The organism is Clavibacter sp. A6099, assembly GCF_021919125.1.
In the GTDB taxonomy this organism is placed as follows: domain Bacteria; phylum Actinomycetota; class Actinomycetes; order Actinomycetales; family Microbacteriaceae; genus Clavibacter; species Clavibacter seminis.
Window position 1 is genome coordinate 2806199 of sequence record NZ_CP083439.1, and the last position, 21645, is coordinate 2827843.

The 21645-nt window shown below is 72.6% G+C and carries 17 protein-coding genes; 3 read left to right on the top strand and 14 right to left on the bottom strand.

The genetic code is table 11. The features are described 5' to 3' along the window. Positions 1–499: 499 nt before the first annotated feature. The 5 genes from purH to sucC form a co-directional block, all read right to left on the bottom strand. Positions 500–2125, bottom strand: a complete 1626-nt coding sequence (purH, locus tag KYT88_RS13235) for a bifunctional phosphoribosylaminoimidazolecarboxamide formyltransferase/IMP cyclohydrolase (RefSeq protein ID WP_043584267.1) — start codon at positions 2123–2125, stop codon at positions 500–502. Then, a complete protein-coding gene (gene purN / locus KYT88_RS13240) occupies positions 2122–2715 on the bottom strand; it encodes a phosphoribosylglycinamide formyltransferase (protein ID WP_043584384.1) in 594 nt (197 codons plus the stop codon). The genes purH and purN overlap by 4 nt, the downstream gene beginning before the upstream one ends. A gap of 9 nt (positions 2716–2724) precedes the next feature. Further along, complete coding sequence (locus KYT88_RS13245; protein ID WP_043584271.1) at positions 2725–4005, bottom strand: cell division protein PerM; 1281 nt, start codon at positions 4003–4005, stop codon at positions 2725–2727. Positions 4006–4165: 160 nt separating this feature from the next. Beyond that, complete coding sequence (gene sucD, locus KYT88_RS13250; protein WP_043584272.1) at positions 4166–5053, bottom strand: succinate--CoA ligase subunit alpha; 888 nt, start codon at positions 5051–5053, stop codon at positions 4166–4168. Positions 5054–5080: 27 nt separating this feature from the next. Next, entirely contained in the window at positions 5081–6244 is a 1164-nt protein-coding gene (gene sucC / locus KYT88_RS13255; RefSeq protein ID WP_043584273.1) for an ADP-forming succinate--CoA ligase subunit beta, read from the bottom strand. Positions 6245–6482: 238 nt separating this feature from the next. Between sucC and KYT88_RS13260 the strand changes: the two genes are divergently transcribed. Further along, the gene (locus tag KYT88_RS13260; RefSeq protein ID WP_043584275.1) at positions 6483–7304 is read left to right on the top strand and encodes an oxygenase MpaB family protein; all 822 of its coding nucleotides are present in this window, start codon (positions 6483–6485) and stop codon (positions 7302–7304) included. Between the two features lie 195 nt (positions 7305–7499). Then, positions 7500–9401, top strand: coding sequence for a hypothetical protein (locus KYT88_RS13265; RefSeq protein WP_237583680.1), 1902 nt, complete (start codon positions 7500–7502; stop codon positions 9399–9401). Here KYT88_RS13265 and KYT88_RS13270 read toward each other — a convergent pair. Together KYT88_RS13270 and KYT88_RS13275 are read right to left on the bottom strand one after the other, a co-directional pair. Then, positions 9373–11823, bottom strand: a complete 2451-nt coding sequence (locus KYT88_RS13270) for an ATP-dependent helicase (protein WP_043584279.1) — start codon at positions 11821–11823, stop codon at positions 9373–9375. The two genes, KYT88_RS13265 and KYT88_RS13270, sit on opposite strands and share 29 nt — an antisense overlap. A 117-nt stretch (positions 11824–11940) precedes the next feature. Then, positions 11941–12999: a glycerophosphodiester phosphodiesterase family protein gene (locus tag KYT88_RS13275; RefSeq protein ID WP_043584280.1), complete on the bottom strand. Its 1059-nt coding sequence runs from the start codon at positions 12997–12999 to the stop codon at positions 11941–11943. Positions 13000–13131: 132 nt separating this feature from the next. Between KYT88_RS13275 and KYT88_RS13280 the strand changes: the two genes are divergently transcribed. Next, positions 13132–13941, top strand: coding sequence for a Bax inhibitor-1/YccA family protein (locus tag KYT88_RS13280; protein ID WP_043584281.1), 810 nt, complete (start codon positions 13132–13134; stop codon positions 13939–13941). A 108-nt stretch (positions 13942–14049) separates the two neighbouring features. Here the strand turns inward: KYT88_RS13280 and guaA are convergent, their stop codons facing one another. From guaA to KYT88_RS13315, 7 genes are all read right to left on the bottom strand, one after another. Beyond that, positions 14050–15630 (bottom strand): glutamine-hydrolyzing GMP synthase, encoded by a 1581-nt coding sequence (gene guaA / locus KYT88_RS13285; RefSeq protein WP_043584282.1) that lies wholly within the window; start codon positions 15628–15630, stop codon positions 14050–14052. After that, positions 15627–16169, bottom strand: a complete 543-nt coding sequence (locus tag KYT88_RS13290) for a DUF3817 domain-containing protein (protein WP_043584283.1) — start codon at positions 16167–16169, stop codon at positions 15627–15629. The genes guaA and KYT88_RS13290 overlap by 4 nt, the downstream gene beginning before the upstream one ends. Before the next feature lie 9 nt (positions 16170–16178). Next, complete coding sequence (locus tag KYT88_RS13295; RefSeq protein WP_051629245.1) at positions 16179–17177, bottom strand: SURF1 family cytochrome oxidase biogenesis protein; 999 nt, start codon at positions 17175–17177, stop codon at positions 16179–16181. Then, positions 17177–18694 carry a cation:proton antiporter gene (locus KYT88_RS13300; protein ID WP_043584284.1) on the bottom strand — a complete coding sequence of 506 codons (1518 nt, stop codon included), beginning with the start codon at positions 18692–18694 and terminating at the stop codon, positions 17177–17179. Before KYT88_RS13300 ends, KYT88_RS13295 begins: the two co-directional genes overlap by 1 nt. Before the next feature lie 3 nt (positions 18695–18697). Then, a complete protein-coding gene (locus tag KYT88_RS13305) occupies positions 18698–19231 on the bottom strand; it encodes a cation:proton antiporter regulatory subunit (protein WP_012039247.1) in 534 nt (177 codons plus the stop codon). A gap of 101 nt (positions 19232–19332) precedes the next feature. Next, positions 19333–20451, bottom strand: coding sequence for a GuaB3 family IMP dehydrogenase-related protein (locus KYT88_RS13310; RefSeq protein ID WP_012039248.1), 1119 nt, complete (start codon positions 20449–20451; stop codon positions 19333–19335). Next, positions 20444–21544 (bottom strand): hypothetical protein, encoded by a 1101-nt coding sequence (locus tag KYT88_RS13315; RefSeq protein WP_043584287.1) that lies wholly within the window; start codon positions 21542–21544, stop codon positions 20444–20446. Before KYT88_RS13315 ends, KYT88_RS13310 begins: the two co-directional genes overlap by 8 nt. Positions 21545–21645: the final 101 nt, after the last annotated feature.

Here is a 21645-nt window from a genome sequence, read left to right on the forward strand (position 1 = left end):
AAGTTTGAAACCGACAGAACAAATCATTACTGACTTGCTTGTTTGTTTAAATGTATTCCAAAGGAATCCGAAACGAGCATCCGAAGGACACCCGCAACGGGTATTTGGCATTTGACATTGTGCACGCTGTTGAGTTCTCAAGGAACGGACGCTCCCGACACCAGCCATCACAGCCAGCCATCGGAGCTCACACTCCACCGCTCCCCGTGGGAGTGATCCAGACCAAACAGCCCAGCACTCACGTCGGAAGCAGAATCAGATCCTAGCTCAGTTGATGGTAAACACGCAACCCTTCAGGGCCACGGCAACTTCTGTTTCACCAGGATCACCACCACCAGAACAGCTCCGGAAGCTTCTCAGCTCCCCGCCCGTTCCGGCGACAAGAGGAGACATTACGCGGACCACCCCACCCCCGCAAAACCACCCACATCCCGGGCGTGTCGCGACGACCTGCCGCGGGCGGCGCGGCTGCGGCCCCGTGGGACCGCAGCCGCGGGCATCAGTGGAAGAAGTGGCGCTCGCCCGTGAAGTACATGGCCACGCCAGCGGCGCGAGCGGCCGCGACGACCTCCTCGTCGCGCACGGATCCGCCGGGCTGCACCACGGCCCGGACGCCGGCGTCGAGGAGGACCTGCAGTCCGTCGGCGAACGGGAAGAACGCGTCGGACGCCGCCACCGATCCGGACGCCCGGTCGCCGGCGCGCTGCACCGCCAGCTGGCAGGAGTCGACGCGGTTGACCTGCCCCATGCCCACTCCCACGGACGCACCGTGGTGGGCGAGCAGGATCGCGTTCGACTTCACCGCCCGGCAGGCCTTCCACGCGAACTCGAGGTCCGCGAGCGTCTGCTCGTCCACGGGCTCCCCGGTCGCGAGCGTCCACGACGCCGAGAGGCGAGTGCCGTCGGTCGGGAACGCGTCACCGGACTGGACCAGGTAACCGCCCGAGATCTGCCGCGCCTCGAGGAGCTCGCGGTGGTACCCCTCCGGGAGCGTCAGCAGCCGCAGGTTCTTCTTCGTCTTCAGCAGCGTGAGCGCGTCGTCGTCGAACCCGGGCGCGACGAGGACCTCGGTGAATATCTCCTTCACGGTCTCCGCCATCCCCAGCGTGACGGCGCGGTTCGCGGCGATGACTCCCCCGAATGCCGAGACGGGATCGCAGTCGTGCGCGCTGCGGTGCGCGGCGGCGATCGCGTCGACCGCCCGGGGCGCCGCGACGGCGATGCCGCACGGGTTCGCGTGCTTGATGATGGCGACGGCCGGCTCCGCGAAGTCGTAGGCGGCGCGGACGGCCGCATCCGCGTCGACGAAGTTGTTGTAGGACATCTCCTTGCCGTGCAGCTGCACCGCCTGGGCGATGCCCGCGCCGTCCGGCCGTCGGTAGAGCGCCGCGTCCTGGTGGGAGTTCTCGCCGTACCTGAGCACCTGGGCGAGCTCGCCCGCGACGTCCCAGCTGGTGGGCCACCCCGGAGCGTCGTCCCCGGAGGCGTCGTCGCCGACGACGGCCGACCGGAAGTACTCCGCGACCGCGCGGTCGTAGTCGGCCGTGTGCGCGAAGGCGGCAGCCGCGAGGCGACGCCGCTGGTCGAGCGTGGTCCCCCCGGAGCGCACGGCCTGGATCACCTCGTCGTAGCTCGACGGGGACACGACGATCGCGACGTTCGCGTGGTTCTTCGCGGATGCGCGCACCATGGCGGGACCGCCGATGTCGATCTGCTCGATCACGTCCGACGCGGGGGCTCCCGACGCCACCGTCTCCACGAACGGGTAGAGGTTCACCACCACGAGCTGGAACGGCGAGATTCCGAGCTCCGCCAGCTGCACCTCGTGCGACTCGAGCCGGAGGTCGGCGAGGAGGCCGGCGTGCACGGCGGGATGCAGGGTCTTGACGCGTCCGTCGAGCGCCTCCGGGAACCCGGTCACGTCCTGCACCGGCGTGACGGGGAAGCCCGCGTCCGCGATGGTGCTGGCCGTCGATCCGGTGGAGACGATCTCGACCCCGGCCTCCGCGAGCGCAGCGGCCAGCTCGAGCAGCCCCGTCTTGTCGCTGACGGAGACGAGGGCGCGAGCCACCTCGATCCCGTCGCGATCGCGGAACAGGGACGGGTCGTGACGGGGTCCGCTCATGCCGGGGACAGCTCCTTGAGGTCGATGGTGCCGAGGGAGATCGCGCGCACCGTGTCGACGAGGAGCCTGCGCTCCACGACCTTGATGCGCTCGTGCAGGGTGTGCTCGGTGTCGTCCGGTTCCACGGGCACGCGCTCCTGCGCGAGGACCGGTCCGGTGTCGACGCCGGTGTCGACGACAATGATGGACGCCCCGGAGCTCGAGGCCCCGGCGGCGATGGCGTCCCGGACCGCGTGAGCGCCGGGGAACTCCGGGAGGTACGCCGGATGGGTGTTGACGATGCGGGGCGCGAAGGCGGCAACGGCGCGCGGCGGCAGGAGCCGCATGAATCCGCTGAGGACCACCAGGTCGGGCTCCCAGCCGGCGATCGCCGCCGCCAGCTCGTCGCCCCACGAGGCGCGATCGGGGAAGCTCGCGAACGGCACGGTGAAGGTGGGGATGCCGCGCTCCTCGGCGAAGCGGAGGCCGTCGGCGTCGCGGTCGGCTCCCACAGCGATGACGCGCGCCGGGTATCCCGCGTGGTCGGCCGCCTCGAGGAGGGCGTGGAGGTTGGTCCCGCTGCCGGAGATGAGGACGACCACGTTGAGCACGCGCACAGCCTATCCGCGTCCCTCGGGGCTGCGCCGGACGAGGGGGGCCATGAGACCCGAGACGAACATGCCCGCCACGGACGCGACGCCGATCTCGAGGAACGCGACGAGGAGGATCCACCCGCCTGCCGGGCCGACGTCGGCCAGGCGCCCCGGTCCGGCGGCGCCGCCGGAGAGGACGGCGAGCAAGGAGAGCACGGCGGCGCCGACCAGTCCCATGCCGAGGCCCGCGACCAGGAACCACGGCCAGCGGCGCGCCTCGGGCTCGGGGATGCGGGCGACCCGCGGCGACAGGGCGACCGCGGCGACGAAGGACACGACGACCGGGACGAGGATGCCGAGGTAGCCCAGGTCGAAGGCCCCCTGTGGCAGGACCCCAAGGACCGGCACCGACGGGATCGGGCCGACGGTCGTGCCGAGCGGCGAGATGGACGACCCGGTGCCCAGGGCGAAGCCGGGGCCGATGAGCCACGACGCCGCCCACATCACGAGGTTCGGCAGCAGCGCGATCTGCGCGAGCGTGAGGGCGACGCCGCCGACGATCCCCGTCTGCAGCGTCTCGTAGAGGGTGATGACGGTCGCGTACTGGAGGCCGAGCAGCACCGCGACGATCACCGCGGAGATCGCGACGACCCCGAAGGCCGCGGCCGCTCCCCCGCGGACGGCCGTCGCCGCCACGGAGGCCGCGCCGCCAGGGAGGCGGTCGAACGCGTCGCGGGCGCTCCGGATGGCGCCGGCCGCGCGACCGGACGACAGGGATGCCCACCACCTGCGGGCCCTCGCTCGATCGGCTCTCGCGATCCCGCCGACGAGGAGGCCGAGGGCGAGGACCAGCGTCGGCAGGATCGCCCCGCGCCCGACGGCCGGGGCGACGCCCTCATGCTGCGCCGAGAGCGCGAGGCCGAGGGACAGCACGGCGGTGGTGGCCACAGCGGAGACGGCGCCGACGCCGGGGTGGTCGGTCTCGACGATGCGGCGGCCGGCGCGGATACCGAGGAGGAGCGTGAGGAGGGCGAATCCCAGGGGCGCCAGCGTGAGCGCGAACGGCGCGTCGACGCCCGGGAGGCCGAGGGACGAGGCGAGCGACGGATCCAGCGACGCCGTGAGCGGCACGCCGTGACCGAGGAGCCACAGGTCGACGGCCGTGCGCGCGAAGACGCCCCAGTCGATCTGCAGGTCGTACTGGCCGGCCCACAGCGCGGTGAGCGGCACGAGGGGCAGGGCGACGCCGACCCCCACCACCAGGAGCGCCTCGAGTGCCGCGAACAGGGCGGTTGCGTGTCGGTTCATGCCTCGACGACCCTACCGGCCGCGCCCTGCGCGACCCGTCCGGCGCCGGGCGCGCCGGGGCATCGGCGGGCCGATCCGCATGGGGAGGACCCGGGCACGACGACGGCCCGCATCCACCGGGGATGCGGGCCGTCGTCGTGCGCTCGCGAGCGCCGCGCCGCTACAGGGCGGCGAAGACCTCGCGGAGGAGGTTCGCCGTCTCGGTCGGCGTCTTGCCGACCTTGACGCCGGAGGCCTCGAGGGCCTCCTTCTTGCCCTGGGCCGTGCCGCTGCCGCCGGAGACGATGGCGCCGGCGTGGCCCATGGTCTTGCCCTCGGGGGCGGTGAAGCCCGCGACGTACGCGACGACCGGCTTGGTGACGTGGGCCTTGATGTACTCGGCCGCGCGCTCCTCGGCGTCGCCGCCGATCTCGCCGATCATGACGATGGCGCGCGTCTCCGGGTCGGCCTCGAACGCCTCGAGGGCGTCGATGTGCGTGGTGCCGATGATCGGGTCGCCGCCGATGCCGATGGCGGTCGAGATGCCGAGGTCGCGCAGCTCGAACATCATCTGGTACGTGAGCGTGCCCGACTTCGACACGAGGCCGATGGGGCCGGCCTCCGTGATGGTGGCGGGGATGATGCCGGCGTTCGACTTGCCAGGGCTGATGATGCCGGGGCAGTTCGGGCCGACGATGCGCGTCTTCCCACCCGTGCTCTTGGCGTGCGACCAGAACTCGGCGGAGTCCTTGACGGGGATCCCCTCGGTGATGACGACCGCGAGCGGGATGGCCGCGTCGATCGCCTCCACCACCGCGCTCTTGGCGAAGGCCGGCGGGACGAAGATGACCGACACGTCGGCACCCGTCTCGGCCATGGCGTCGGCGACCGAGCCGAAGATCGGGAGCTCGACGCCCTCGATGGTGACCGTGCTGCCGGCCTTGCGCGGGTTGACGCCGCCGACGACCTTGCTTCCGGACGCGAGCATGCGGCCCGCGTGCTTGGTGCCCTCGGAGCCGGTGAGGCCCTGGACGATGATCCTGCTGTTCTCGTCGAGAAGAATCGACATCTATCTGTTCCTGTTCTCTCTCGGGAGTTAAGCGGCGGCCAGCTCGGCGGCCTTGTCGGCCGCCTCGTCCATGGTGCCGACGACGGTGACGAGCGGGTGGGCGCGCTCCTCGAGGATGCGGCGGCCCTCCTCGACGTTGTTGCCGTCGAGGCGGACGACGAGCGGCTTGGTGGCGGCGTCGCCCAGCTTGTCGAGCGCGCCGACGATGCCGTTCGCGACCGCGTCGCACGAGGTGATGCCGCCGAAGACGTTGACGAAGACGCTCGTGACCTGCTCGTCGCCGAGGATGACGTCGAGGCCGGCGGCCATGACCTCGGCCGACGCTCCGCCCCCGATGTCGAGGAAGTTCGCCGGACGAACGCCGCCGTGCTGCTCGCCGGCGTAGCTGACGACGTCGAGCGTGGACATGACGAGACCCGCGCCGTTGCCGATGATGCCGACCTGGCCGTCGAGCTTCACGTAGTTGAGGTCCGACTCCTTGGCCTTCGCCTCGAGCGGGTCGGCTGCGGCCGCGTCCTCGAGGGCTGCGTGACCCTCGTGCCGGAAGCCGGCGTTCTCGTCGAGCGTGACCTTGCCGTCGAGCGCGATGATGTCGCCCGACTCCGTGAGGACGAGCGGGTTGACCTCGACGAGCGTCGCGTCCTCGTCCCGGTAGACCCACCAGAGGCGCTCGAAGACCGGCGCGACCTTGGCGATGAGCTCCTCGGGGAACGAGGCGGCGCGGGCGATCTCCTCGGCCTTCGCGGCGTCGATGCCGGCGACCGGGTCGATCTCGATGCGGGCGAGCGCCTCGGGCCGGGTGACCGCGAGCTCCTCGATCTCCATGCCGCCCTCGTAGCTGGCGAGGCAGAGGTAGGAGCGCTCGGCGCGGTCGAGGAGGATCGAGAAGTAGAACTCCTGCGCGATGCGGGCGCCGGCCGCGACCATCACGCGGTGCACGGTGTGGCCCTTGATGTCGAGGCCGAGGATGCCCTCGGCGGCCTCGAACGCCGCGTCGGCGCTCTGGGCGACCTTGACGCCTCCGGCCTTGCCGCGGCCGCCGGTCTTCACCTGCGCCTTCACGACCACGGTGCCGCCCAGCTTCTCGGCCGCGGCGCGCACCTCCTCGGCGGTGTCGGCGACGATCCCCGGGAGGACCGGGACGCCGTAGGACTCGAAGAGGTCCCTGGCCTGGTATTCGAAAAGATCCACGCGTGTCATCCCATCCGCACCCGCGCTCGGCGGTCATGTGCGTCGTTCGAGGCTGCGGTGCCACGACCGTCTGGCGGCGGCACCCGGTGTGTTGCGGCTGGTCGACGCGCCCGCCGCCCACCTGCGTGGGCCGGCCCGCCGCGTCGACGACCGTGGAGAGCCTATCGGGTCGCGGGTCGGCCGCCCCGGGTGGGGAGCGGCCGTGCGCCGATGCCCCCTGGGGAGGGAGACTGGCGGGATGAGCCCGAGGACGCATCCCGCGCGCCGGCGCGCCGGGTCGATCCGGGACATCGCGGGCGAGGGCATCCTCCTGGCGGCGGGAGCGCGGGCGATCCTGCTGCAGGTCGCCGACCCGTCCGTCGCGCGCGGGGTCGCGGAGCACAGCGACTTCGCGACGCGCCCGCTCGACCGGCTCGAGGGCACGCTCGGATACATCTACGCCGTGGTGTTCGGCTCCCCCGAGGAAGTCGCGCGCGCACGGCGGATCGTCGGACGCGCGCACGCTCCGGTCCGGTCGGCGGTGCCCGCGGTGGACGGCTCCGCGCCGGCCTACTCCGCCTACGACCCGGAGCTGCAGCTCTGGGTGGCGGCGACGGTGTACCAGTCGGCGATCACGATGTTCGAGCTCTGCTTCGGACCGCTGCCCGAGGAGTCGGCCGACAGGATCCACCGCCAATACGCCGTCCTCGGCACCGCGCTGCAGGTGCCGGAGGGGATGTGGCCCGAGGACCGCGCGGCGTTCCGCGCCTACTGGGACGAGCGGATCGGGACGCTCGAGCCGACGGCGGATGCGCGTCGGATCGCCCGGACCCTGCTGGAGGGCCGCGGCGCACCGGCGGCGGTCCGCGCGTTCATGCCGCTCCTCGCGCTGGTGACGGCTGGGCTCCTGCCGCCGCGGATCCGGGCCGGCTTCGGGATGCGGTGGGACGCGCGGATCGAGCGCCGCCACGCGCGCCTCCTCACCCCCGTCCTCGCCGTGTACCGAGTGCTGCCGCGCGTCGTCCGCGAGGCGCCGCGCACGATCGTCACCCGCAGGTACCTCCGCCGCGACGCCGGGTAGCCGTCGCCCGGCCGCTCCTGCACAGGCGCACGGCCGCGGATCCCGTCCCCGGCTCGCCGACCTGCGCGCAGCCGCGCCGCGCTCGACCCGCACTGTGCGGCCATGACACGGAACCCCTCGGAACCACACCCCTCTCCCTCCTCAGCGCGATCCACGAATGACCGCCCGCCCCTTCGTCCGCGCATCGCACGGCTCGTGTCGGCGCTCGCCGGCGTCGGCCTCGCGTTCGGGCTCGCAGCGAGCGCCGTGCCGCCCGCGCAGGCCCTGAGCGCGGTCTCGCACGGTGTCGGCTACGCATCGGCGCCGGATGGCCGATGGCTGGGCTCGTACCGGATGGACGACGGGCGGCTCGGCTTCTGCATCGACGTCGGGCTCGCCGCGCCGCCCGGCCACGCGTACTCCCCGGTCGATGACGCGGGTGCGTCACCCGAGGACCGGGCACGGCTCGCCTACATCTCGAGGCGCTGGGCCGGATCCGCGGATCCCGACACCGCCGCGGCGGGGCAGCTCGCCACGTGGAGCATCACCGGCCTCGGCGCGCACGACCTCGCCTGGTACGCGGCGCGCGCCGGCGATCACGCGGGCGCAGTCGAGTCCCGCGCGCGCGACATGCTGGCGGAGACGGCCGCTCGCGCGTCGCGTTCGGTGTCCGCGTCCGCGACGGTGGCCCTCGGCGACGACGGGCGCGGGTCCGTGCGCGTCGACCTGCGGGCCGACCTCGTGGCGGGCGGGCCCGCGGACGTGCCGGCCGGGTCCGAGACCGGCACCGTCACGCTCGACGGCGCCGTGTTCGACGACGGGAGCACGACCGCGCAGGTGGCGAACGGCGCAGCGGTGCCGCTGCGGGCGACCGGATCGTCGGCGGCGCTGCACGTGACGGCGAGCGCCGTCTTCTCCTCCCTCCCGTACGGCGACGCCCTCGACGCGGTGGGCGATGACGGCGCGTCGCAGCGGATGATCCTGGCCCGACCCGCGGACGCCCGAGCCGAGGCGCGGGCGGACGCGCAGGCGCCGAGCCCGCTCCCCTTCGCCCCGCGCGTCGTCACGCGCACCTCACGCGCCGTGGCGTCCGTCGGCGACGAGCTGACGGACTCGCTCCAGGTGTCCGCGGATCCCGCGGCGGCCGCCGATCACGGGAGACCGGCGACCTCGGCTGGCTGGGGGCTGACCCGCGGAGGCGACGGGGCCCTGGTGCCCGTGCCGGTCACCGTCCGCAGCAGGCTCCTCGGCCCCTTCACGGAGCAGGTCGGACCCGAGCGCGAGGACGTCCCCGCCGGCGCCCCGGAGGTCTGCGAGGTCGTGACCCGCATCGACCACGGCCCGGGGGACTACACCTCGCCCGCCTGCCGCCTCGCGGCCGGCGGCTTCTACACCTGGGTGGAGTCCATCTCACCCGAGGACACGGCCGTGCCAGCCGGGCGGGCACGGGTCCTGCCCTGGCAGTCGACCTTCGGCGCATCCACCGAGACGACGCAGGTCCCGCAGCCGCCGCGGATCACGACGACCATCGGGGCGTCGGAGATCGCGACGGGCAGCTGCCAGACCGACACGCTGCACGCGACGTCGTTCGTCGGGGTGGGCCCCGTCCCCGTGCGCATCCGCCTCGCGGGTCCGTTCGCGGCCGCGCCCGCCGAGGGCGAGGCGGTGGTCGTCCCCGAGGGCGGCACCTCAGGCGGGCCGGAGTCCGACGTCGCCGTGTCCGGTGACGGGGATGCGACCACGCCCTGCATGCGCGTCCTCTCGCCCGGGTGGTACGTCGCCGTCCTCGACAGTCCTGGGCGTCCCGCCGGAGACGCGGACGGTGCAGCCATCGCGCCGTTCGCCGACCACACGGCGCACGTGAGCGAGACCTTCCATGCGGGCCCGCCGCCCTCCGTCGCCGTACCCGCATCGCCCGCGCGCTCCCAGCTGGCCATGACGGGAGGAGGGCCGGGGATCGACCTGCCGGGAACCGGTGCGACGCAGCGGATGGGCGCGTTGCCGCTCGCATGCGCCGCGACCGCGATCGGTGCGCTGGGAGCCGCCGGCATCGGCGTACGTCACGCCGGCCGCCGCCGTCGAGCCCCGGCTAGAGCTTCTCGATGGGCGCGATCTTGATGAGCAGCCGCTTGCGACCGGCCGGTCCGTCGAACTGCACCTCGGCGATGCGCTTGCGTCCCTCGCCCGTGACGCCCGTGACACGGCCGTCGCCGAAGTCGGTGTGGCGGATGCGGTCGCCGAACGCGAGCTCGAGGTCGCCGTTGTCGCGCACCTGGCCGGTGACCGTGTTGGCCCACTGGGTCTTGGGTCGCGGTGGCGGCGGCAGCGCCGGATCCTCGAAGCCGCTCGACGAGCGCGAGCGACCGCCGTACCCGCCTCCCTCCCGCCGGGCGTTGAGGGCGCGCGGTTGGGTGCCACCGCGCGATGTGGCCATGCCGGGCGACTGCTTCCAGTCGATGAGCTCGGCCGGGATCTCCTGCAGGTACCGGCTGGGCATGGCGACGTTGACCTCGCCGAACTGGGCCCGCGTCATCGCGAGGGAGATGAAGAGGCGCCGACGGGCTCGTGTGATGCCGACGTAGAACAGGCGCCGCTCCTCCGCCGGGCCGCCGGGCTCGTTGGCCGACATGCGGTGCGGCAGCAGGTCCTCCTCCACGCCGGTGAGGAAGACCGAGTCGTACTCCAGGCCCTTCGCTGTGTGGAGGGTCATGAGGGACACGGTGCCGCTCGAGTCGTCGAGCTCATCCGCCGCGGCGACGAGCGAGACCTCCGTGAGGAAGTCGACCAGCTGGCCCTCGGGATTGTTGCGCGAGAACTCCTTGGTGACGGCGACGAGCTCCTCGACGTTCTCCGCGCGGGCCTCGTCCTGCGCGTCCTTGCTGGCCCGGAGCGCCTGGACCAGGCCGCTCTTCTCCAGCAGCGTGGTCACCAGGTCGCCGACGGACGTCCGTCCTTCGGGCCGCTCGGGGTCCATTAGGAGCGCGACCTCGTCGAGCATGCGCGAGAGCGTGAGGATCGCCTGCGTCACCTTGGGCCCGAGCCCCAGCTCGGACGCACGGCGCATGGCCTCCCGGAAGGTGACGCCGTGCGACTCCGCGAAGTTGGCGAGGGCCGTCTCCGTGGCGGGGCCGATGCCGCGCTTCGGGGTGTTGAGGATGCGGCGCAGCGCCAGCACGTCCGCGGGGTTGGCGACGGCGATCAGGTACGCCATGGCGTCCTTGATCTCCGCCCGCTCGTAGAACTTCGTGCCGCCCATGATCCGGTAGGGCACGGCCGAGCGGATGAGGATCTCCTCGAGCGCTCGCGTCTGCGCGTTGGTCCGATAGAAGACGGCGATCTCCGAGTAGGCGGTGCCCTCCTCATGCAGCTTCTGGATCTCGTCGGCGACGAACTGCGCCTCGTCGTGCCCCGAGTACCCCGTGAAGCCGACGATCTTGTCGCCGTCGCCGATGGAGGTCCACAGCTTCTTGTCCTTGCGGTCGAAGTTGTTCGAGATGACGGCGTTGGCGGCGGTGAGGATGTTCTGGGTCGACCGGTAGTTCTGCTCGAGGAGCACGACCTTCGACTGCGGGAAGTCGCGCTCGAACTCGGTGATGTTGCGGATGTCGGCGCCGCGGAAGGCGTAGATCGACTGGTCGCTGTCGCCCACCACGGTGAGCGAGGCCCCGTCGATCCCGCCCATGCCGTTCGTGGACATGCGGGTGTCGACGGGCACGTCCTCCGGGGCGACGGCGCGCGTCAGCTCGCGGATGAGGGAGTACTGCGCGTGGTTCGTGTCCTGGTACTCGTCCACGAGCACGTGCCGGAAGCGCCGCTGGTAGAGCGCCGCCACCTTGGGGAAGGCGCGGAAGAGGTAGACCGTCTGGCCGATGAGGTCGTCGAAGTCGAAGGCGTTGGCGGAGGCGAGCGAGCGCGTGTACTGCCGGAAGATCTCCACGAACATGGCCTCGGCAGGATCGTTGAAGTTCGCCGTGCGCGCGAAGGTGTCCGCGTCCGACAGCTCGTTCTTGAGCTTCGATATGCGGCCCGACACCGACGAGACGGTGAAGCCGAGCGTGTCCGCGTCGAGCTGCTTGATGATCCGCTTGATGAGCACGCGGCTGTCCGCGGAGTCGTAGATGGTGAAGTTCTGCGTGAAGCCGAAGGCCTCCGCCTCGCGTCGGAGGATGCGCACGCACGCGGAGTGGAAGGTGGAGATCCACATGCCCTCGGACGCCTGCCCGAGGAGGGACTCGACGCGCTCGCGCATCTCGGCGGCGGCCTTGTTCGTGAAGGTGATGGCGAGGATCTGGCTCGGCCACGCCTCCCGGGACTCGATGAGGCTGGCGATGCGGTGCGTGAGCACGCGCGTCTTGCCGGAACCGGCGCCCGCGACGATGAGCAGCGCGGGACCCCGGTAGACGACGGCCTCCCGCTGCTCCGGGTTGAGGCCCTCCAGCAGCGGATCCTCCGGAGCGCCCGACCCCCCGGCGGCACCCGACCGGCCGTCGAGGATGATCGGCGTGCTGGAGGGGGAGATGGCGGCGGGGTCGGAACTCATGTCGGCATCGATCCTAGGCGCTGCCCCCGACGCGGAGACGGGCGCCGACGCGGAGACGGGCGCCGGTGCGGAGACGAGCGCCGGCGCGGACGCAGGGCCGTGCCGGCGCGGAGAGCCCTAGCTCCCCGCGGCCGCGGCCCGCTCCCCCACGAGCCGGACCGCGAGATCCGGGTGGTCGACGAAGACGCCGTCGACACCCGCGTCGAGGAGCCGGCCCCAGTGCGTGCCGAAGTCGCCGTGCGCGGACTTCGCACCGGGCCCGCGGAGGGACCGGGGCAGGAACGCGTTCTCGGGGCGCAGCGTCCAGGTGAAGACCGACAGTCCGGCCCGGTGAGCGCGCTCGACCAGGTCGGACACGGGAGCGGCCTCGTCAGCGGAGCCGAAGCCGTCGGCCGGGCAGATGCGCTCGACGCCCACGCTGATCCCGTCCACCTCCGCGGCGAGCGCCGCCAGACCGGCGTCGGTCAGCTGGTCCTCGAACGTGACGGCCGAGTCGCCGTGACGCGCGACCTCGTCGATCGCCGCGCCGCGCCCCTCGAGGAGGTACACCAGCCGGGCCGCGATGCCGTGCGCCCGGACGCCGAGGAGCGCCGTCCGCTCGAAGGACTCGATCGTGAGGCGCGACGCGTCGTCCGACCAGCCGTGCTCGCGGAGGTCGCGGGCGAGCAGCTCGTCGAGCGGCATGCCGAGCGCGGCGAAGTGCGTGGCGTGCTTGATCTCCGCGACCATGCTGAGCGGGCGTCCGTGGCGCGTCGACTCCTGGTCGATGATCCGCAGCAGGTCGGGCAGGGAGAGCACGGTCTCCTCGTCGTCGTGGGCCGCGCTGTCCGGCCGGGCCGCGGGCACCCGCTCCCGGCAGCGCAGCGTGCGGATCTCGGCCCACGTCATGTCCTCGGTGAACCAGCCCGTGCGCTCGACGCCGTCGACGACGCGAGCGGCACGGCGATCGGCGAACTCGGGTCGGTCGGCGACGTCGGTCGTGCCGGACAGCTCGTTCTCGTGCCGGATGACGAGCACGCCGTCGGAGGACGCGACGAGGTCGGGTTCGACGGCGTCCGCGCCCTGCGCGAAGCCGAGCCGCACGGCGGCGGCGGAGTGCTCGGGGCGGTAGCCGCTGGCTCCGCGATGCGCGATGACGAGGGGGCGAGGGCGAGGGGCGTGATCCACGCCGGGCACGCTACATGCGCCAGGTGGACGGCGAGCGCGTACTCATCTGAGGAAATACACGGCCCGCGCGAGTGGTCTCCCAGCCTGGCCAGCTAAATTGGTCGTCAATCACGTTCAACCACCATTGAGAGTAGAAGGACCATGGCCAACCCCACGTTCTCCAACAACCCGGTCTTCAACGGCCGGGGAGCGACGCCCACGAGGGATGTGACCCCGGAGAGCCTCGACGAGCTGTACGCCCGCCCGTCCGCGACGGCCTCCGAGACCGACCGCATGACCTTCGAGGACACGACCGTCAAGACGGTCAGCCTCCTCGCGATCGTCGTCGTACTCGGCGCGGTCGCGTGGCTCTCCGGCCCGCTCGCGCTCCCCCTCGCCATGCTCGGCGCCATCGGCGGCCTCGTGCTGGGCCTCGTCAACTCCTTCAAGAAGGAGCCGTCCGTCCCGCTCATCGTCGCCTACGCTGCGTTCGAGGGGCTCTTCGTCGGCGGCATCTCGCGCATGTTCGAGTCGATCGCCCCGGGCGTCGCGACTCAGGCCCTCCTTGGGACGGCGGCCGTCTTCACCACCGTGCTTCTGCTGTTCCGCAGCGGCAAGGTCCGCGCGTCTGCCAAGGCGACGAAGATCTTCCTGTTCGCCATGGTCGGCTACGCCCTCTTCTCGCTCGTCAACGTGGGACTCATGATCTTCGGTGTCACCACCGACCCGTGGGGACTTCGCGGTACCTCGATCCCCGGCACCAACATCCCGTTCGGCGTGGTCCTCGGCCTCTTCGCCGTCGTCCTCGCCTCGTACTCCCTCGTGATGGACTTCGACTTCATCCAGCGCGGCGTCCGTGCCGGCGCACCGCGCAAGTACGGCTGGACCGCCGCCTTCGGCCTCGTCGTCACCATCGTGTGGCTGTACGTCGAGCTGCTGCGCCTGTTCGCGATCCTGCGCGGCAACAACTAGCACCACCGCCGGTCCGCGGCACAGCACCGCGGACCGGCAGCATGACGAAGGCCGCTCCCCGAGGGGAGCGGCCTTCGTCATGTCAGCGCCGGAGCGCGAGCGGGAGGATCACTCCCACTCGATGGTGCCCGGCGGCTTCGAGGTGACGTCGAGCACGACGCGGTTCACGCCGTCGACCTCGTTCGTGATGCGGTTCGAGATGCGCGCCAGCACGTCGTACGGGAGTCGCGTCCAGTCGGCGGTCATCGCGTCCTCGCTGGAGACGGGGCGCAGCACGATGGGGTGGCCGTAGGTGCGGCCGTCGCCCTGCACGCCGACCGAGCGGACGTCCGCGAGGAGCACGACGGGGCACTGCCAGATCTCCCCGTCGAGGCCCGCGGCGGTGAGCTCGGCGCGCGCGATGGCGTCCGCCTTGCGGAGCAGCTCGAGGCGCTCGCCCGTGACCTCGCCGACGATGCGGATCCCGAGGCCGGGGCCGGGGAACGGCTGGCGCCCCACGATGACCTCGGGGAGGCCGAGCTCGCGGCCGATGGCGCGCACCTCGTCCTTGAAGAGGGTGCGGAGCGGCTCGACGAGCTCGAACTTCAGGTCCTCGGGGAGGCCGCCGACGTTGTGGTGGCTCTTGATGTTCGCAGTGCCCGTGCCGCCGCCCGACTCGACCACGTCCGGGTAGAGCGTGCCCTGCACGAGGAAGCGGATCGGCTCGCCGTCGGCCTTGGCCTCGAGCACGAGCGCCTCCGCGGCCCCCTCGAAGGACCGGATGAACTCGCGGCCGATGATCTTGCGCTTCGCCTCCGGATCCGTGACGCCCGCGAGTCCGTCGAGGAACTGGTCGGCCGCGTCGACCGTGACGAGGCGGACGCCCGTGGCGGCCACGTAGTCCTCCTCGACCTGGCGGCGCTCGTCCTGGCGGAGGAGGCCGTGGTCGACGAAGACGCAGGTGAGCTGGTCGCCGACCGCGCGGTGCACGATCGCCGCGGCGACCGCGGAGTCGACGCCGCCGGAGAGGCCGCAGATGACGCGGGCGTCGCCGACCTGGGCGCGGATCCGTTCGACCTGCTCGGCGATGACGTTGCCGCTGTTCCAGTCGCCGGGGATGCCGGCGGCGCGGTGCAGGAAGTTCTCGAGCACGGCCTGGCCGTGCGCGGAGTGCTTGACCTCGGGGTGCCACTGCACGCCGTAGAGGCGGCGCTCGTCGCTCGCGAAGGCGGCGACGGGCGTGGACGCGCTGGAGGCGAGGACCTCGAAGCCCTCGGGCGCCTTCGACACGGAGTCGCCGTGGCTCATCCACACGGTCTGGTCGTCGGGCTGGCCGTCGAGCAGGGTGCTGCCTGGCGTGAGCGTGACGGCGGTGGATCCGTACTCGCGGGCGCCCGTGTGCGCGACCTCGCCGCCGAGCGCGCGGGCCATGACCTGGAAGCCGTAGCAGATGCCGAGGACGGGGACGCCGAGCTCGAGGATCCCCTCGTCGAGGCCGGGCGAGCCCTCCTCGTAGACGCTCGACGGGCCGCCGCTCAGGACGATGCCGGACGGGTCCTTCGCGCGGATCTCCTCGGCCGTGATCGTGGACGGCACGATCTCCGAGTAGACGTTGGCCTCGCGGACGCGGCGGGCGATCAGCTGCGCGTACTGGGCGCCGAAGTCGACGACGAGTACGGGGCGCTGGTTCGTGGGGTTGTCGACGCTCAAGTGGTGGCCTCCGTGGTGGTGGTCGGGTCGATGGGTCGGGGGTCCGCGTCGTCGCGGTCGTCGGCGGACGCGCTCGCGCGGCGGGGCGCCTCGAGCTTCGCGATGACCTCCCGCACGCGGCGGGCGATGCGCGCCTCGACGATGAAGGAGAGGAACGGCACGACGCCGCCCGCGGCGATGAGGATGAAGCGGGTGAACGACCAGCGCATCTTCTGCCAGAGCAGGAAGTCGCTGATGAGGTAGACCACGTAGATGTTGCCGTGGACGATCTGGATCAGGAGGCTCAGGTTCGTGCCCGTGAGCGTGTCCGCGGGCGACAGCGCGAGGAAGCCGGAGGGACCGTTCAGCTCGAGCTCGTAGCCGGCGCCGGCCAGGTACTGCAGCGATCCGTCGACGAACTGGAAGCCGGGGAGGTACTTGATGCCCATCTCCACGACGAGGAGGAGGAGGAACGCGCCGGTGATGAACGCCATGACGCGGTAGAAGCCGAGGACCCTCCGGATCTGCGGGACGTCGGAGCGCTTGAGTCCGTAGGCCATGCGTGGATCCTACCGGTCGGCGTCTGCGCGGCTCCCGCGTCCGGGGGCGCCGACGGGGTCGTCGCGGTCGCCCTCGGGGAGCGGCTCGTCGTCGTCGTCCTCGTCGTCGTCCTCGCGGTAGCCGGGCTGCTCGCGCGTCCAGGTGTCGCGGACGGTGCGGTACCAGATGACGATCGCGAAGATCGCGAACACCGCCCACTCCGCCGCGTAGAAGATGTTCAGCCAGTTGAGCTGCACGGCCTCGCTCGGGGGCGGCGAGTCGATCGCCGTGAGGCCGGCGACCGGGGTCGACGCGACGATGAAGCCGTTGTAGACGTCGCCCACGTCGCCCGGCCAGAGGTTGACGAGCGCGGCCGTGCTCAGCCGCGTCATGCGCTGGGGGTCCTGGCCCTCGCCTGAAGGCTCGGGCTGCTCGCTCGGGAGGAAGCGGCCGATGACGTCCTGGACCCCCGTCGGGGATCCGTCGCCCGCGTTCAGCTGCGCAGCGACGCCCGCCGCCTCCCCGTCGGTCGCGGACCAGCCGAGCGCGACGGGCACGCTGGCGGGCAGCGCGCCGGGCGCCGCATCCGCCGGGCCGCCGTCGTCCGTGATGGAGAGGTGGCCGACGACCCAGGCGCCGGTGCGGCCGGAGTTGAGGCGGTCGGAGACGACGACGAAGTCGCCGGGGACGAGCGACCCCTGGACGGTGACCATGTGCCCGGCGGACGTGTCGGTGACGTATCCCTGCGGCGCGACCAGCGTGCCGAGCGGCAGCGCCGTCTCGGTGTCGCGCTCGATGACGACGCCCGACTCGACCGCGCGCGCCAGCTGCCATTGCCCGAGCGCCGCGAAGCCCGCGGCGATGACGAGCGCGAGCGCCAGCAGCGCGAGGGAGCGGGGGCGCCGGGCGACCTGGCCGACGGAGGGGCCGGGGGCGTCCGGCACGCCGGGTCCGCCCGGGCCGGATCCCGCGGGCTCGGCGTCGGGACGCGGGGCGGCGTCGGAGCGGGGGTCGGATGCGTGCGTCATCAGTAGTCGGGTTCCCGTTCGCGGGTGGGTGGTCTCCAGGTGTCGTGGTCGGACTGCTGCCCGGCCTGCTCGGCGCGGCGGTCGGGCCGCGGGCCCGCGGCGCTCCCTGCGTCGCCGGCGTCTTCGTCCGCCCCGCGCCGGGCGTCGAGGGCGCCCTCCGCCTCGGGGCCGGTGCCCGGCGTCACGCCGCGCGCCACGGTGCCCGGTCGGGGCCCCGCCACCGCCAGGCCGTCGTCGAAGGCGTCGGCCGGCACCTGCTCGCCGCGCTCGGCGGCCTCGAACAGGGCGAGCGCGCCGGCCCGCTCCGCGTCGCGCCCGGCCTTCTCGGCCGCGCGCTTCGTGGCGGAGCGGTACCTCGTGGGCAGCACGGCGGTGCCGATGCGCACCGAGTTCGCGGCGAGGAGCGGCCCCATGATCGCCATCACCAGCACGTAGAGGCCCGCGAACGGCTGGATCCGCTCGTCGAGCCCCGCCGACAGCGACAGCGTCGCGAGGATGAGCGCGAACTCGCCCCGGTTCTGCAGGATGAACGCCGTGTTGATGCCGGCCTGCGCTCCGTGTCCGTTGAGCCAGGCGACGAACTGCCCGGCGATGATGTTGAGCACCACCGTCATGAGCACCGCGAGGAGCACCGGGACGAGCACGGTGGGGAACTCCCCCGGATCCAGCGCCAGGCCGAAGTTGAGGAAGAAGAACGCGCCGAACACGTCGCGCAGCGGGATCGCGATCTGCTCGATGCGGTTGCGCACCCGGGTAGCGCCGAGGACCAGCCCGATGAGGAAGGCGCCGATCGCGTCCGTGACGCCGAGCACCTCGCCGATGCCGCCGAAGAGGATCGCGAGGCCGAAGAACAGGACCGTGAACAGCTCGACGTCGCGCGTGCGCATGAACCGCGACAGGAACGCGCCGCCCTTCCGCGCGACCGTGAACATCACGACGAGGAAGGCGAACGACACCGCCAGCTGGCCCACCACCGCCCACGGCTCGGTCTGCCCGCTCAGCACGACCGACACGATGGCGAGGTAGACGGCGATGAAGATGTCCTCGACCACGGTGACGCCCAGGATCATGGGCGTCTCGTCGTTGGCCAGGCGGTTCAGCTCGATGAGCAGCTTGGTGACGATGGCGCTCGAGGACGTCGCCGTCATGCCCGCGATGATGAGCGCCTCGCGGGTGCCCCAGCCGAGCGCGAACCCGAACGCGAACCCGACGCCCATGTTGATGAGGACGTACGAGCCGCCCGAGATGATGAGCTTGCCGGCGTTGCCGAAGAACTCGTCCTGGTCGAACTCCAGCCCGAGGTTGAACAGCAGGAGGATCAGGCCGAAGACGGCGATCAGCTCGATGTCGCCCGAGGCGAAGTCGAGCGGGAACCAGTCGACGCTCGGGCTCGCGAGGAGGCCGACGAGCATGTAGATGGGGATCGCGGGCAGGCCGATGCGCTTGCCGAGCTGGCCGAACGCGTAGGCGAGGACGAACAGCAGGCCGAGGACGATGAGGTCGAGGCCGTGGTGCACCCGCTACCCTCCGTCCGGCGCGGAGCCGGGCGCGGGGCGGTGCGGGAACTCGCCCGTCCGGTAGAACGCGAAGGCCTTGGCGACCTTCTCGGGGGATCCGGCGACGACGAGCGTGTCGCCCGGGTACACGGTGAAGTCGTCGGACGGCGCGGGGTTGGCGGACTCGCCGCGGACGACCGCCACGACCGTGAGCCCGACGACGCCGCGCGACGCGAGGTTGCCGAGCGCCTGGCCGGCGATGTGGTCGTCGTAGTCGACCGTGAACCAGTCGATGCTGAGGCCGGGGATCTGGTCGAGCTTGTCGAGGGACTCCGTGATGCGCGTGCCGCCGAGCAGCTCCGCGAGCGTGTGCGCCTCGTCCTCGCTGAGACGGAGCGACACCTTCTGCGTGTCGGGCCCGTCCTGCTCCTCGGAGAAGGTGATCAGGTCGCTGTGGCCGGAGCGGTGGGCGATGACGCCGACCTTGCCCCCGTCGTCGGTGATGAAGGTGTGCAGCACGCCGACACCCGGCAGCTTGACGCGACGGACCTCCGCCATGCGCGCACCTCCCTCTTCCTGTGGTTCACAACGCGGGCCGCGCCCCGCATGTTCCCTGCCCGCTCGACGCGGGACGGGTCCGGCCGAGCGGCCGGCGCGGACTACTTGCCGTACGGCGCGACGACCACCTCGACGCGCTGGAACTCTTTGAGGTCGGAGTAGCCGGTGGTCGCCATCGCCCGACGGAGGGCACCGACCAGGTTGGCGCTGCCGTCGGCCGTGGTGGACGGGCCGTAGAGGATCTGCTCGAGAGGCGCGACCTGGTCGACGCGCACGCGGTGGCCGCGGGGCAGCTCGGAGTGGTGCGCCTCGGCGCCCCAGTGGAAGCCCTGGCCGGGCGCGTCGGTCGCGCGGGCGAGCGTGGATCCGAGCATGACCGCGTCGGCGCCGACCGCGATGGCCTTGACGATGTCGCCCGAGCTGCCGAGGCCGCCGTCGGCGATGACGTGCACGTAGCGACCGCCGGACTCGTCCATGTAGTCGCGGCGAGCGCCCGCGACGTCGGAGAGCGCGGTGGCCATGGGCGCGTGGATCCCCAGGGTCGAGCGGGTCGTCGACGCCGCTCCCCCGCCGAATCCGACGAGCACGCCGGCCGCGCCCGTGCGCATGAGGTGCAGGGCCGCCGTGTAGGTGGCCGCGCCTCCGACGATGACCGGCACGTCGAGCTCGTAGATGAACTTCTTGAGGTTGAGCGGGGCCGCGCCCTTGGAGACGTGCTCCGCCGAGACGGTGGTGCCGCGGATGACGAAGAGGTCGACGCCTGCCGCGACCACGGTCTCGTAGTGGTCGGCGGTGCGCTGGGGCGAGAGGGCCGCGGCGACGACGACGCCGGCCGCGCGGATCTCCGCGATGCGCGCCGTGATGAGCTCGGGCTTGATCGGCTCCGCGTAGATCTGCTGCATGCGGGCAGTGGCCGACTCGGGCGGCAGCGAGCGGATCTCCTCGAGCAGGCGCTCGGGGTGCTCGTACCGGGTCCAGAGGCCCTCGAGGTCGAGGACGCCGAGGCCGCCGAAGCGCCCCATCGCGATGGCCGTCGCCGGGGAGACCACGGAGTCCATGGGGGCCGCGAGGAACGGGATCTCGAACTGGTACGCATCGATCGACCACGTGACCGACACGTCCTGCGGGTCGCGCGTGCGACGGGACGGGACGATGGCGATGTCGTCGAACGCGTACACACGGCGGGCCCGCTTGGCGCGGCCGATCTCTACATCACTCACCCGCACAGCCTAGCGGCGGGCTCCTGCGCGACCGGCCGTCGCCCGGATCCGCGCGCATCCCCGCGACGGTCGGCGTGGCACGCCGCTCGGGCTCGAGCCCCGCGTGCAGCAGGAGCGCGCGGAGCCGTCCGGCGGCCAGCACGTCCCTCTCGGTCGCCTCGACGACGCGCCACTCCCCTCCCTCCGCTCCGTCCGCCGCGCTGGACCCGACGGCGAGGGGAATGCCCGGGCCCGCCCCGCGGATCCGGAGCCCGACCCGCTGCCGCGGCCAGGCCAACGCGAGCCGCCCCTGACCCGGCACGCGCGAGCCGACGGCCGGCCGCGCCAGCCCCGTCTCCGCCGCGACCCCGCGCGCGATCGACTCCACGGGGCCGCCCGCCGCCCCGTCCGCGGCGTCGACCAGGAGCTCGGCGCGCCTGCTCCACGGACCCGGCCCCCGCAGCTCCCTCTCCGCGTGGAGCTGGGCGCGCGTCACGGGGACGACGCGCGACGGCGCGAGCGCGTCGTCGAGCGCGACCAAGCCGTGGGCGGACCAGCCCGGTCCGGGCGCCGCGGCTCCGCGCACGGCGGCCAGGGCCGCGTCGTGGGAGGCGGCGAGCGCCGTCGCCGCGAGCGTGGGCAGCCGCACGCCGCCCGGGCCTCGCATGAGCGGCGAGCGCCCGCACGAGGGATCCCGCACGATGCGCGTGCCCGCCCGGCGCCCCGGCGGCAGGCCCGGCACGTCGAGCAGCGTCACGTGCAGCGGCCACGGCGCGAGGCGCGGCAGCCCGTGCACGGCGGCGGCCGATGGGCCGCCGAGCGCCACCGGAGCCGGGGAGACCCGGGCGAGCGCGCGGATCCGCAGCAGGTGCCGCTCCCGGGTCGACATCGCCTCCCAGTCCCCGCGCTCCACGTGCACGCCGGCCCGCAGCCGCACCAGCTCCCCGCGCGCCTCCGCTCGGGCGACGACGGCGGGATCCGCCCGCTCCTCCTCGCCCACCGGATCCGCGCCGGGCAGCGCCGTGGTGCCCGAGAGGAGCAGGACGACCCCGGGCGGCCCGAGCGTCGCGTCCTCGAGCGGACGGGCATCGGGCGCGGGCGGGGTCGAGGGCATGCGGGCAGTGTCGCGGCCGACGAGGGCCGGGGATGCCTCCGGCCGCGACTCGCCGGACGCGGGATCGGAGCCGCGCCCTGTGAGGGAGCGCCCGCACGCAC